The sequence below is a fragment of the Paenibacillus sp. FSL R5-0912 genome (assembly GCF_000758605.1).
Classification (GTDB): Bacteria; Bacillota; Bacilli; order Paenibacillales; family Paenibacillaceae; genus Paenibacillus_AQ.
This window is the reverse complement of the sequence record NZ_CP009282.1, coordinates 7,245,862-7,258,666: the sequence shown is the minus strand read 5'-3', so window position 1 is coordinate 7,258,666 and position 12,805 is coordinate 7,245,862. Positions and strand designations below refer to the sequence as shown.

The 12,805-nt window shown below is 52.7% G+C and carries 11 protein-coding genes; 8 read left to right on the top strand and 3 right to left on the bottom strand.

Annotated features, from left to right (window positions below; genetic code table 11):
* Positions 1 to 247: 247 nt before the first annotated feature.
* The 5 genes from R50912_RS30830 to R50912_RS30810 all read left to right on the top strand — a co-directional run bounded on the left by R50912_RS30830 (position 248) and on the right by R50912_RS30810 (position 5,695).
* Positions 248 to 1,612, top strand: coding sequence for an FAD-dependent oxidoreductase (locus tag R50912_RS30830; protein ID WP_042140284.1), 1,365 nt, complete (start codon positions 248 to 250; stop codon positions 1,610 to 1,612).
* Positions 1,613 to 1,850: 238 nt separating this feature from the next.
* Positions 1,851 to 2,678 (top strand): formate/nitrite transporter family protein, encoded by an 828-nt coding sequence (locus tag R50912_RS30825; RefSeq protein WP_042240388.1) that lies wholly within the window; start codon positions 1,851 to 1,853, stop codon positions 2,676 to 2,678.
* Between the two features lie 569 nt (positions 2,679 to 3,247).
* Positions 3,248 to 4,465 (top strand): MFS transporter, encoded by a 1,218-nt coding sequence (locus R50912_RS30820; RefSeq protein ID WP_042240385.1) that lies wholly within the window; start codon positions 3,248 to 3,250, stop codon positions 4,463 to 4,465.
* A 61-nt stretch (positions 4,466 to 4,526) separates the two neighbouring features.
* A complete protein-coding gene (locus tag R50912_RS30815) occupies positions 4,527 to 5,039 on the top strand; it encodes a GNAT family N-acetyltransferase (protein ID WP_042240382.1) in 513 nt (170 codons plus the stop codon).
* A complete protein-coding gene (locus tag R50912_RS30810) occupies positions 5,036 to 5,695 on the top strand; it encodes an MOSC domain-containing protein (RefSeq protein WP_042240379.1) in 660 nt (219 codons plus the stop codon). The genes R50912_RS30815 and R50912_RS30810 overlap by 4 nt, the downstream gene beginning before the upstream one ends.
* Positions 5,696 to 5,986: 291 nt before the next feature.
* On the opposite strand, the gene R50912_RS30805 is transcribed toward R50912_RS30810, so the two are convergent.
* The gene (locus R50912_RS30805) at positions 5,987 to 6,535 is read right to left on the bottom strand and encodes a GNAT family N-acetyltransferase (protein ID WP_039309141.1); all 549 of its coding nucleotides are present in this window, start codon (positions 6,533 to 6,535) and stop codon (positions 5,987 to 5,989) included.
* A gap of 40 nt (positions 6,536 to 6,575) precedes the next feature.
* On the bottom strand, positions 6,576 to 6,821 hold the full coding sequence (locus R50912_RS30800; RefSeq protein ID WP_042240376.1) for a DUF2164 domain-containing protein: 246 nt from the start codon (positions 6,819 to 6,821) through the stop codon (positions 6,576 to 6,578).
* A gap of 247 nt (positions 6,822 to 7,068) precedes the next feature.
* On the opposite strand from R50912_RS30800, the gene R50912_RS30795 reads away from it, so the two are divergent.
* The gene (locus R50912_RS30795) at positions 7,069 to 8,781 is read left to right on the top strand and encodes a glutamine--tRNA ligase/YqeY domain fusion protein (protein WP_081956730.1); all 1,713 of its coding nucleotides are present in this window, start codon (positions 7,069 to 7,071) and stop codon (positions 8,779 to 8,781) included.
* A gap of 102 nt (positions 8,782 to 8,883) precedes the next feature.
* On the opposite strand, the gene R50912_RS30790 is transcribed toward R50912_RS30795, so the two are convergent.
* Complete coding sequence (locus R50912_RS30790) at positions 8,884 to 10,101, bottom strand: MFS transporter (RefSeq protein WP_042240373.1); 1,218 nt, start codon at positions 10,099 to 10,101, stop codon at positions 8,884 to 8,886.
* A 236-nt stretch (positions 10,102 to 10,337) separates the two neighbouring features.
* Between R50912_RS30790 and R50912_RS30785 the strand changes: the two genes are divergently transcribed.
* A complete protein-coding gene (locus R50912_RS30785) occupies positions 10,338 to 12,203 on the top strand; it encodes an ABC transporter ATP-binding protein (RefSeq protein WP_042240369.1) in 1,866 nt (621 codons plus the stop codon).
* Positions 12,133 to 12,804, top strand: coding sequence for a response regulator transcription factor (locus R50912_RS30780; RefSeq protein WP_042240366.1), 672 nt, complete (start codon positions 12,133 to 12,135; stop codon positions 12,802 to 12,804). Before R50912_RS30785 ends, R50912_RS30780 begins: the two co-directional genes overlap by 71 nt.
* Position 12,805 lies beyond the last annotated feature (1 nt).

Here is a 12,805-nt window from a genome sequence, read left to right as displayed (position 1 = left end):
TCATACCCTATCGCTGCTTCCTGCTGCTTCCTGCTGCTGACAGACATAATGTCCTACTGGCGGGGGAAACTAATGCAAGGCGAAAATAAAACCCGTGCAGATAATTAAAAATTGAAATTGTGAACAATGTGAGAAAATTCACAAAAGTACTTGTAATGTGATAAATATCACAATATAATCAGTATATAAAGTGAAATTAATCACAACAACAGAGAAACAGGCTTGTAAATTGGAGGAGGAAGAAATCATGAAAGTAGCAGTCATTGGATGCACACACGCCGGAACCGCCGCAATTGTTAATACCGCACAGCTGTACCCGGATGCCCAGATTACGGTTTATGAGCGCAACGATAACATATCGTTCCTGTCTTGCGGAATAGCGCTTTACGTAGGGGGAGTCGTCAAGGACCCGCAGGGATTGTTTTATTCTTCCCCGGAACAGCTTGCAGCACTGGGTGTGCAAACGAAGATGCGCCATGAAGTGACGAATGTGGATACCGCCCGCAAAACCTTGAAGGCCCGCAACCTCGCTACAGGCGAAGAATTTGAAGATACGTACGACAAGCTGATTATGACAACAGGCTCATGGCCGATTGTGCCTAAGCTGGAAGGTATAGAGCTGGAGGGGATTCTGCTCTCGAAGAATTATAATCACTCCAACACCATTATTGAACAAGCGCAGAAGGTGAAAAGAATTACAGTAGTCGGAGCCGGTTATATCGGCGTTGAGCTGGTTGAAGCTTTTCAGATGAACGGCAAGGAAGTTACCCTGATCGACGGGGAAGACCGCATTCTGAGCAAATATCTGGATGAGGAATTTACGGCTCCGATTCAACAATCTCTTGAAGAGCACGGCATCAAGCTTGCGCTTGGAGAGAAGGTTGCAGCATTCGCCGGAGAGAACGGCAAAGTGACTAAGGTCATTACAAGCAAGGGAGAGCATGAAACCGATCTGGTCATTCTCTGCATCGGCTTCCGTCCGAATACAGAGCTGCTCAAGGGTCAAGTCGATATGCTTCCGAACGGCGCGATTATGGTCAACGATTACATGCAGACCAGCCTGCCGGATGTATATGCCGCTGGTGACAGCTGTGCGATTCATTACAACCCGACCGGCAAACATGCTTATATTCCGCTCGCCACGAACGCTGTACGCATGGGGACCCTGGTAGCCCGCAATCTGGTCTCGAACACGATTCCTTATATGGGCACGCAGGGAACATCAGGCATCAAGATTTATGAAGATAATATTGCCGGTACAGGACTTACCGAGGATGCCGCCAAAGCCGAGGGTATGGATGCTGAAAGTGTAATGCTAATTGACAACTACCGTCCGGAGTTTATGCCGACATTCGAGCAGGTTCAGGTAAAAGTCGTCTTTGAACGTGCGACCCGCCGCATTCTTGGGGCACAGATTATGTCCAAGATGGATCTGACGCAGTCGATCAATACCGTTTCGGTTTGTATTCAGAATAAAATGACCGTGGACCAGCTGGCCTTCATTGATTTCTTCTTCCAGCCGCACTACAACAAGCCTTGGAACTTCCTGAACACTGCAGGACTTCAGGCACTGCCCAAGACAGTTGCCGTTAAAGAACCAGTACACGTCTAAACCCCCTGATATTGCGGGGCCCGTTAAGGGCTCCTTTTTTTTGTGTTTTTAACTATTAATTCCGGGTCCGAACGAGAAAAATATTCCGCCGCCTAAGCTTTTATGGTAAATTTGACATGTCAGTGAAAACTTTCACTTAGGTTTTCCGAGAGTGATTTTTATCACGTTAATGTGATTGTGATCACGTTACAATGGCATAAAGGAACAAATTTTAAGTAATTAGAAGGGGATAGGAATCATGGCTTATAACAAACCGCAGGGGATCGCCGAAGTAACGGTAGAGAACGGAGTCAAGAAAGCGCACAATCCGCTCAGCACTGTACTTATTCTCGGTTTCCTGGGAGGAGCGTTTATTGCGCTTGGATTTTTGCTGGATATTCGTGTCATTGCAGGTGCGCCTGCCGAGTGGGGGTCTATCGCTAACTTCATCGGAGCTGCGGTATTCCCGGTAGGGCTTATACTGGTGCTGCTTGCCGGAGGAGAGCTGCTGACAGGCAACATGATGGCGGTGCCGCTTGCTTTTATTGCGAAGAAGATTTCGTTCTGGGAAGTGATTAAGAACCTGGTGCTGATTACACTCAGCAACCTGGCAGGTGCCCTGTTCGTTGCTTATTTCTTCGGTCATGTCGTTGGCCTTACATCGGACGGGGTGTATCTGGAGAAGCTGGTGAGTATGGCTGAGCACAAGATTGATGCGACCTTCCTGCAGGCCTTTATCTCCGGGATCGGCTGTAACTGGCTCGTGGCGCTGGCAGTGTGGCTCTCCTATGGAGCAGATAATTTCAGCGGCAAAATCCTCGGTATCTGGTTCCCGACAATGGCGTTTGTTGCCATCGGCTTCCAGCACGTTGTAGCTAACATGTTCCTTATCCCTGCTGCCATCTTCGAAGGACATTTCACGTGGGCGCAGTATTTCGCCAACTTTGCCCCGGTATGGCTGGGCAATCTTACGGGCGGCGCGATCTTCGTCGCAGCGGCTTACTGGATGGCTTACCTGCGTAAGGAGCCGGTAGCTGTAACGGCTGTTGAAGGAATCTCCGCTGCAGGTGTGAAGAAACACGCTTAATTCATAATCCGCCGGTGATGACCGGCATGTTCAATAGTTTGGCCCAAGCACTTCCTGGCTTCTCGGCACCCTGTTTTATGGGAATCGCAGAGAGACAGGAAGTGTTTTTTGTGTAAATATAAGAATTTGTATGTTTCACACGATAACTTATCCTTCAATTTCTCGCTGAAACGGATACCGTCCTCTTAGGGACGGCGCAGCCGTTTCTACTTGTAACCCGGACTCTGCCTGGAATAACTTCAGGGCACAACAAAATTCGCCGTGCATATCCGACTCGGGGGAACGAAATCGGATTCACGGCGAATAAATAGGGAGTGTTTCATATGCACTATTACCCTGGCCTGCGGGGAACGAATCAGGTCATATCGACCTATTTTCTTTACGTGCAGAAGATGAGGTTATAGAATATAAACAGCACTTCAGTCGTGAAGTGATTAGGAATATCGCGACAGTGAATTCAGCGATTCTATGTGATAAAGCATTAACGCAGGAACTTGCTCTTCCTCCTGTTTTCAGATGATACTGGATGGATTAATGACACCTATGTTACAGGGGATGAAAGACAAGTTATGAGATTTTTGCAGGCCTATCCGAAGGAAGTCAAAGTATTCTTGATTGCCAGTCTCATTAATGCAACCGGCAGTGCGCTGATGTGGCCTCTGGTTACGATGTATGTATTTGATGAGCTGGGACGCAGTATGAAAGATGCGGGAATTGTTCTGCTGGTCCAATCCCTCGGGGGAATTGCCGGGCAATTGCTGGGCGGATCTTTGTATCACAAGGTAGGGGTAAACCGCCTGATTGTCGGAGCACTGGCTATGAACGCGCTGACCCTGTTTGCTCTTCCATGGGCAAGCGGCAGCTGGAGTATATTCATTATAGTTATGGGCCTGATGGGTTTGTTCAACTCCCTGTCTCTCCCGGCTATTCAGGCCTTTATCGGCTTTAGGTTCGCGGAGCAGCGCGGAGAGCTGTTCAATATCGTCTATGTCTCGAATAATATCGGGGTAGCACTGGGTACCGCACTTAGCGGATTCCTAGGCAATTATATGCTGAGCTTTGTGCTGAACGGCGTGACTTCGGCGGTGTTTGCCGGATTCTTCTTTGTCTATCTGCGCAGGGTGGGGGCAGCGCCACCGCCGTCTCACGAGAAAATACAGAAGAAACACCCGCAGGGGGAAGCATCAGGCTGGAAGCTGCTGGGGTATACGCGGATTTATCTTTACATGGCTATTGGCTCGATGTTTCTGCTGATCGGCAATTCGATCTGGAATACCGGAGTATCGCCGTTTATTATTTCAGAGGGCTGGTCGAAGCAGTTATACGGCTTCCTCTGGACGCTGAACGGCGTACTTATCTTTGCCGCGCAGCCGCTGGTCAGTCTGATCAAACGCTGGTTCGCAGGGACTTCTACTGCGCAGATGACAGCAAGCGCCGTATTCTATCTGGGCGGGTATGCGGTCATACTGTTCATGCCGAGCTACCCGGGCATGCTGCTGGCGATGGTGCTGGCTACACTGGGTGAGATGCTGATCTCACCGGCCATGCCATCCTTCATCTCGGAGCATGCCCAGCGCAGTGCGCCCTTCTATCTCGGGCTTAGCGGCGGTATCGGCGCGGTCGGCCGGGTTATCGGCCCGTATCTGATGGGGATTCAATTCGACAGAGGGGGCCTTGCGCCGACAGGCTGGCTGGCCTGCGGGATGGCGGTTCTGTCCGTGGGATTCTTCGCGGTCCATGCCTACGTTAACCGCGGGACTGTGAAGACCCGGAGCAATACTGCATAAACGGCTGCGCTGTAACTAATCCTTTTATTATCTGCTTAGCAAGGCAAGGGGTGTAAAGGTTATGCAACAACTAAACAGGGATTCGGCTTTCACTATCCGTCCCTCTGAAATCAGGGATGCCCGTGAGCTGATCATTCTCGATAATATGATCTGGACAGAGGAGACAACACCCGGTCCGCTGATGTGGCGCTCCCGGGAGGATTATCTGCTGCATGCACCGCCAGGCTCCCAGCTTGTAGCCTTGCAGGACGGGGAGCTATGCGGGTATGTCGGCTTCGGCTGTCCTAGCGGAATGGAGAGCAACCGCCATGTATGCGAGGTTAATATTGCCGTACATCCGCGCTTCCAGCGCCTGGGTGTAGGCAGCCGGCTGATTGCAGAGATCAAGCGCCATGCCGCAGAGAATGGAATCCGTAAGCTGCGCTTGCGTGTGCTCTCCTGCAATACACCGGCACTCTCGTTCTACCGCAAATGCGGATTTGAGGAGGAGGGACGGCTGCGGGAGGAGTTCTATCTGGGCGGAAGATATGTAGATGAGGTATTCATGAGCTGCATGCTGGACGAGGAGGAATGAAGATGGAAGTCGTCTCACTTAATGTAGGCAAGCCGAAGACCGTGGATTACCGCGGCAAACCGCTGGAAACGGGAATCTACAAGCTGCCGGTCACAGGTCCGCTGGAGCTTCATGCGGAAGGCTTCGACGGGGACGGGCAAGCGGATCTGGTAAACCACGGGGGCCCCGACAAGGCTGTCTGCGTCTATCCGGTTGAGCATTATGCCTACTGGGAAGAGCTGCTTGGCCGGAAGCTGGACTACTCCGCATTCGGTGAGAATATCACAGTGAGCGGACTTCTAGAGACCGAGGTATGCATCGGGGATGTCTTTGAGATTGGTACGGCACTGCTGCAGGTAAGCCAGCCGCGTTTCCCCTGCTTCAAGCTCTCGCAGAAGCATGGACCGGCGGATATGCCTGCTCGGGTGCTGTCCACCGGTTACAGCGGGTTCTATTTCCGCGTGCTGCGTGAAGGCAGGATTGCATCCGGTGACCGGATTATTAAGCGGGAGAGCGGAGCGGGGAGTTTCCCTGTGAAGCAGGTGCTGTACTCAATGGAGCACGGGCGCAAGGATAAGACCGGACTAGACGAGCTAGCCCGGCTGGACAGCCTCACAGCCGGCATCCGGGAGAAATTCCGGGGCTGGCTGGGTGCTGCGGATAGCGCGGAGAGCTAGTGGTGCGGGTGTAGCTGGTGGAGCAGGGAGTAGAGCTGAGCCACCAACCCTGCCCTGCAAGTAAACGAGTAGAAAAACGTATCGTAATTCGCCGACTTCTAGTAAATAACCGGAAACAAGTGGAAAAACAGCAACTATAATAGTTAGTTTCAGCCTTGTTAGACGAAAGGTGAGAAATTAAGTGTTGTTTATCCAACTGCTGCCCTTATTGCCCATTAGCTGAAACGAACGAAGCCGTCCCTGAACCGGACGGGCACCGTTTCCCGCAGAGCGTGAAGCTACAATCTGCTGTCAGCCCAGCAGCTTCCATTCGCTGCGCAGCAGACCGTAGACTGCGTGGTTCACATAACCTGCGGGCAGCTTCTCCGCCTCGCGGATCACGCCTTCGAAGATGAAGCCGAGCCGCTCGGGAATAGCCCTGCTTGCCGTGTTACCCGTGGCGCAGCGGATCTCTACACGGTTGAGCTCCAGCTCCAGCAGGGCATAATCCACAAATACCCGGCAGGCGCTGGTCATGTAGCCGTTGCCTTCATAACCTTCACCCAGCCAGTAGCCAATACCGACAGACCGGTTGTGCCAGTCAATCTCGTGATACCCGATGATCCCTGCTAATTCCTCCCGGACCCATAGTCCGGCCGTGAAGCCGCCATTGTCACTGCCCTGCTTCACGGCATTCTTGATGAAAGTAGTCAGGTGGGCCTGCTCGGCTACGCCGTCCACCCAAGGCAGCCACTGCCTGAGCCGGTGGCGTGAGCGCTCCACCAGGGCGTACATATGGCGGGCATGCTCCGGCATTAGCAGCTTCAGCTTCAGCTCTTCATCAATGACATAATTAAACATGCGGCTTCCCCCTCTGCAGCGTAAGGTATAGTCTTCTGCCCTAACGCTTTTTCCACTCCAGAGCGTAGATATCTTCCTCCAGCGCCTGCATGCGCTGTGAGGCCAGTGTCCGGCAGTCACTCAGTGCCCCGTTATAGACAGCCGGCCCAAGCTCGTTCAGGAAGAACTCCAGCAGATTATCTGCTGCAAGATGGCCAATCGTTTCCCCGCGTTCGGCTTCGAAGTATGCGCGGATATTCTCGGTGATCAATTCCCGCTGCTCTTTGGGCAGTTTGATCGGTTTCATGGGTACCCTCCTCTTCTCGGTAATCCTATATGATCCATGCTACTCTATCGCCGGGAGAGAAGTCAAAGATGCAGTTTCATCGCTGTTGGATCTTAAAGGCGGCTTAGTTTCACCGGGACAGATACGTTGTACATCAGGGACAGGAGTGCCGTTTCTGGTTAACTTTTATTGAACATTCCCTGTCTAACGGGTATATTAATAGGAAACATGTTTATACAAGGAAGTAGTAATAATACAGAACGAAAGGTTGATCATTGTGGAGAACCAGGGTACACCCTCCAATTTCATTAAGAACGTCATTACCGAAGATCTCCGCTCGGGCAAGGTTAAGGAAGTGGTCACCCGCTTTCCGCCGGAGCCGAACGGTTATTTACATATCGGACATGCCAAGGCGATCTGGATTAACTTTACACTGGCTGATGAATTCGGCGGCAAGACCCATCTGAGATTCGATGACACCAATCCGGTCAAAGAAGACACGGAGTATGTGAACTCCATTCAGGAAGATGTGAAGTGGCTCGGATACGAATGGGAAGAGCTGCGTTTCGCCTCGGATTATTTCGGTGAAATGTACGAGCGGGCCGAACTGCTGATCAAGAAGGGCAAAGCTTATGTCGATGATCTCACGGCAGAGCAGATCCGTGAATTCCGCGGAACGCTGACGGAGCCGGGACAGAACAGTCCTTACCGTGAACGCGGTATCGATGAGAACCTGGACTTGTTCCACCGCATGCGGGCAGGCGAATTCAAGGACGGCGAGAAGGTGCTGCGCGCCAAAATCGATATGTCCTCTCCAAATATCAATTTGCGCGATCCGGTCATTTACCGTATCTCTCACTCTCATCACCACAATACCGGCGATGAATGGTGCATCTATCCGATGTATACCTTCGCGCATCCGCTCGAAGATGCCATTGAGCATGTTACCCATTCCCTCTGTTCGCTGGAGTTCGAGGACCAGCGCCCGTTCTATGACTGGGTTGTAGCGGAATGCGAGATGCCGGCTGCGCCGCATCAATATGAATTCGGGCGCCTTAACCTCGCCCAGACCGTTACCAGTAAGCGTAAGCTGAAGCTGCTGGTGGATGAAGGCCATGTCGACGGCTGGGATGATCCCCGCATGCCGACGATATCAGGACTGCGCCGCCGCGGGTATACCCCGGAAGCGATCCGCAGCTTCGTGCATGAGACCGGCATTTCCAAGAGCCAGGGCCTCGTAGACCTGCAGATGCTGGAGCATTTCATCCGTGAAGACCTTAAGCTGACGGTACCCCGGACCATGGCTGTGCTGCGGCCGCTGAAAGTAGTTATTACGAATTATCCTGAGGGCGAAACCGAATACTTCGAGATTGAGAACAATGTGGAGAACCCGGAAATGGGTAACCGCCAAATTCCGTTCTCCCGTGAAATCTATATTGAACGCGATGACTTCATGGAGGTTCCGCCGAATAAGTATTTCCGCCTGTTCCCCGGCAACGAGGTCCGGCTCAAGAATGCTTACTTCATCAAGTGCAACGAGTTCATCAAGGATGAGAACGGAGAAGTTATTGAGCTGCACTGCACCTATGATCCTGAAACGAAGAGCGGCAGCGGATTCACCGGACGCAAGGTCAAGGGAACGCTGCACTGGGTAGATGCGAGCCAGGCGGTACCGGCAGAATTCCGTCTCTATGAGCCGCTGATCTCCGCAGAAGAAGCTGAGACCGAGGCCGAAATCGAAGGTCTGGAAGCTGCTGAAGGCAAGCCGGAGCCTACCTTCCTGGATCAGCTTAACCCGAAATCGATCGAGATCATTCAGGGCTTCGTCGAACCGGGCCTGAAGGACAGTGTGCCGCAGGACAAGTTCCAATTCTTCCGCCATGGTTATTTTAATGTAGACAGTAAGTATTCATCACCGGAGCATCTGGTATTCAATCTGGTGGTTTCCCTGAAGAGCTCTTTCCAGCCCAAACAAGGCTAGACTCTCCATGAATGAATACAGGCTTGGCCTCCCGTACGGGAAGCCAAGCCTGTTTGCTGTGTGCTGTGAATCGAACGGTCCCGCCTACCTCGGGTCCCGCCGCTACTCCTCTGCCGCTCCGTCTTCGGGATCTGCCGGAGGCCGGTAGCCGCCGCGGATGAAGAAGAGCCACATGAGACCAAAGCCGATGGTGCCGAACAGGGCGAGGAGCGCACCGGACTGATACATCGTCTGCACTCCGAGATTCTGATACATCCAGCCGCCGAGTACGCCGCCGAGGATGCCGGATATTCCGCTCCATGTAAGCGTGTAGAGTGCTTGTCCCGAGGACCGGTAAGCCCTTGGAACGAGCAGCATAGTAAGCTGGGTGCCGACATAGAAGAATCCGCCGAAGGTAATACAGTGCAGCACCTGAATGAAGGCAACCTGTAGTGGAGTGGTTGCATCGGCCATCATCCACCAGCGCAGGAAGAACAGGGCGCTGACGAACGTGAGGGAGGCCAGCAGTACAGAGATTTTACGTTTAAGAATATAATTGCACAAGAGCAGCACTCCCATCTCCAGAATGGAAGAGAGGAACACCGCCAGCCCAATCATGGTCTTGCTTCCCCCCAGCTCTGTGATGTACAGTGACACAAAGGTGTTGTTCATCGTATTCGGGATAGAGACCAGAATGCCGAAGAGGATGAAGCACAGGAAGAACGGATTATAGAAGATCTGACGCAGTCCCCTGAATGGCAAGGGAGCGATTCCGATAGAATGATCAAGCTTCGGCATAGCGATCAGAGCAATCATCGCCGCGCACAGCAGTGCTGCAAAGAGATAAGACAGCACAGAAACACCAGCCCATTCAATCACGGGTCCGGCCAGTATGGCAGTAAACGCCCAGCCTAACGATCCCCAGAGCCGGTATGAGCTGAACCGCTGGCTGGTACCGTCGATATAGCTGAGGATCATGGTATTGCTCTGGGCGAACAGCGGCCCCTGGAAGAAGTAGAAGAACAGAATAGAAATATATATCATCTCGTATGTATTCGCCTGAAAGACTAGCTGGGACAAGACCAGCGTGCCGGTCAGCATGACCAGGACAATCCGCCGGATATTCTGATAACGGTCACTCCAGATACCCCAGAAGGGATTGGCAATAATAGAGACGAGCGCACCTACCGACATCAGGCTCCCGATCTCCAGCTTATTCATTCCCATGATCTGAAGATATAGCGGAAAGAAGCTGGTGAACAGGACAATCGTTCCATACACGAAGAAGTTGAACCATTTAAGAGAGGTGAAAGACAGCTGCTTATCGAGGTTCTCCCGCAAACTTTGCACTCCTTTCCCGCCAGATGCCTTGAATCCTTAGAACGGCAGAAGTTGCCGCTTCTATCACTGTAACATTTGTTGAAAAGGGATACAAACCAACTTATATAGGGAATTACAAATCAATGGAAAATTAACAGTTTAATTTCAGTTTACAAAGCACAGTTATTCTAGTTTGGAAGGCGGAAGCGGGACATCAGCTGTTCCTGACATCTATCCGCCGGAAAAGGGGATTAACCATGAAGAACACTCAAGCACCGCAGAAGCAGGGAGCAGCGATGAAGCCGTTCCTGAAGCTGCTGCATGAAACCAAACCCTCCTACATGCTGCTGGCACTGGCTCTGGGCCTCAGTATGATTTCGACCCTGGTGGGTCTTGTTATTCCAATGTTCACGAAGAACCTGGTCGACGGCTTCTCGCTGGCTTCCGTCAGCAAGCTGCAGATTGCCGGAATTGCCGGAGCTTTCATCGCACAGACCCTTGCCGGCGGTGTCTCGATTTATCTGCTGAATGCGGTCGGGCAGAAGATTGTCGCCGGACTTAGGGACCGGCTGTGGCGCAAATTCCTTGTGCTGCCTGTGTCCTATTACAATGAGAACCGGACAGGTGAAAGCGTCAGCCGGATGACCAATGATACAGGAATTCTCAAGACACTGATCTCGGAGCATCTGGCCAGCCTCTTTACCGGCGTGATCTCCATTGTCGGTTCAATCTCTGTCCTGCTCTTCCTGAACTGGAAAATGACGCTGGTACTGTTCACCGTCCTCCCGCTGTCGGCGCTGATTCTGGTACCGCTGGGCCGGCAGATGTACAAAATATCAAAAGGCACACAGGATGAGACAGCCTCCTTCACCGCCACACTTAGCGGTGTATTGTCTGAAATCCGGCTGGTTAAATCCTCCGGAGCCGAGCAGAAGGAGTATGAGGCCGGACGAAAAGGAATTATGAACCTGCTGTCCTTCGGCATCCGTGAGGGCAAAATCAGTGCGATGATCAGCCCGTTGGTCTCCTTCGTCTTCATGATGCTGCTTGTGGTGATTATCGGCTATGGCGGAATGCAGGTGTCCTCGGGGGTTCTGACCGCCGGTGAGCTGGTGGCCTTCATTCTGTATCTGATCCAGATTATTATGCCGCTGACCCAGCTGACTCAATTCTTCACGCAGCTTCAGAAGGCCAAAGGTGCCTCGGAGCGGATTATCGAGACGCTTGCGGCAGAGGAAGAAGTGTATGAAGGTGTAGAAGAGGCTGGCAGCGGGGAAGGCCCAATCGATGTGGAAGACCTCAGCTTCGGATACAAAACGGGCGAGAAAGTGCTGAACAAGATAAGCTTCACGATGCTGCCGGGCCAGGTGACAGCGATTGTCGGCCCAAGCGGCGGCGGTAAAACGACGCTGTTCTCACTGCTGGAACGATTCTATGAGCCGCAGAGCGGTGTTATCCGGATGGACGGCAAGCCAGTGTCGATGTTCTCGCTGAAATCCTGGCGTAAGCGGATCGGGTATGTCTCGCAGGAAAGTCCGCTGCTGGCCGGAACGATTGCCGAGAATCTGGGATATGGACTGGACCGCGAGATCAGTAAGGAGGAGCTGCAGCGTGCTGCGGCCATGGCATACGCTGACGGCTTCATTGCAGAGCTTCCGGACGGGTACAATACGGACGTCGGCGAACGCGGAGTGAAGCTGTCCGGCGGACAGCGGCAGCGGATCGCCATTGCCAGAGCGCTGCTGCGCGATCCGAGGATTCTCATGCTCGATGAGGCAACGTCCAGTCTGGACAGCCAGTCGGAAGCCGTTGTACAGAAGGCACTGGGCAATCTGATGCAGGGTCGGACCACGATTGTCATTGCCCACAGACTGGCTACAGTCGTCAATGCGGACCAGATTATATTTATGGAAAAGGGCCGGATAACCGGCAAGGGAACACATCAAGAGCTGCTGCGGGATCATGAGCTGTACCGTGAATTTGCCGAGCAGCAGCTGCAGATGAATACGCCGGAGCTTCAGGGCAGTGTGATAGAGGAGGGTTCTACAGGATATGGCCAAAATACTGGTAGTGGACGACGATCCGCACATCCGCGAATTGGTGGGAGTCTTTCTGAGAGCTGAAGGCATGGAAGAAGTGCTGAGTGCCTCCGATGGGCTGGAGGCGCTGCGGCTGCTCGAAGAGACACCGGCCGATCTGGCGATTATTGATGTCATGATGCCGAATATGGACGGCTGGGAGCTGTGCCGGGAGCTGCGCAAGCAGTATGACTTCCCGATCCTGATGCTGACAGCCAAAGGTGAAACCTCACAAATTGTCAAAGGCTTCGAGCTCGGTACAGACGACTATCTGGTCAAGCCGTTCGAGCCGCCCGTACTGATCGCCAGAGTGAAAGCGCTGCTGAAGCGGTACCAAATTTCTGCCGCCCAGAGCGTTACCGTAGGGAGCCTGCGGATGAACCGCAGAACATACGAGGTTGTATCCGAGCATGGCGATGTTACGTTGCCGCTTAAGGAATTTGAACTGCTGTTCAAGCTGGCCAGCTATCCGGGTCAGACGCTGACACGCGACCGGCTGATTGAAGAGATTTGGGGTTATGATTTTGAAGGGAATGAGCGGACGCTGGATGTGCATGTGGGCCGTCTGCGCGAGCGGTTTCCCCGGGATAAATTCGGGTTCGCCATCCGCACAATCCGGGGCCTTGGCTACCGGCTGGAGGGATAAG

What these genes read in the sequence shown, in the direction of transcription:
- R50912_RS30800 (WP_042240376.1), bottom strand. Translation starts at nt 6,821, where the DNA reads ATGAAACCGATCAAACTGCCCAAAGAGCAGCGGGAATTGATCACCGAG.
- R50912_RS30820 (WP_042240385.1), top strand. Translation starts at nt 3,248, where the DNA reads ATGAGATTTTTGCAGGCCTATCCGAAGGAAGTCAAAGTATTCTTGATT.
- R50912_RS30825 (WP_042240388.1), top strand. Translation starts at nt 1,851, where the DNA reads ATGGCTTATAACAAACCGCAGGGGATCGCCGAAGTAACGGTAGAGAAC.
- R50912_RS30830 (WP_042140284.1), top strand. Translation starts at nt 248, where the DNA reads ATGAAAGTAGCAGTCATTGGATGCACACACGCCGGAACCGCCGCAATT.
- R50912_RS30785 (WP_042240369.1), top strand. Translation starts at nt 10,338, where the DNA reads ATGAAGAACACTCAAGCACCGCAGAAGCAGGGAGCAGCGATGAAGCCG.
- R50912_RS30805 (WP_039309141.1), bottom strand. Translation starts at nt 6,535, where the DNA reads ATGTTTAATTATGTCATTGATGAAGAGCTGAAGCTGAAGCTGCTAATG.
- R50912_RS30810 (WP_042240379.1), top strand. Translation starts at nt 5,036, where the DNA reads ATGAAGATGGAAGTCGTCTCACTTAATGTAGGCAAGCCGAAGACCGTG.
- R50912_RS30815 (WP_042240382.1), top strand. Translation starts at nt 4,527, where the DNA reads ATGCAACAACTAAACAGGGATTCGGCTTTCACTATCCGTCCCTCTGAA.
- R50912_RS30780 (WP_042240366.1), top strand. Translation starts at nt 12,133, where the DNA reads ATGGCCAAAATACTGGTAGTGGACGACGATCCGCACATCCGCGAATTG.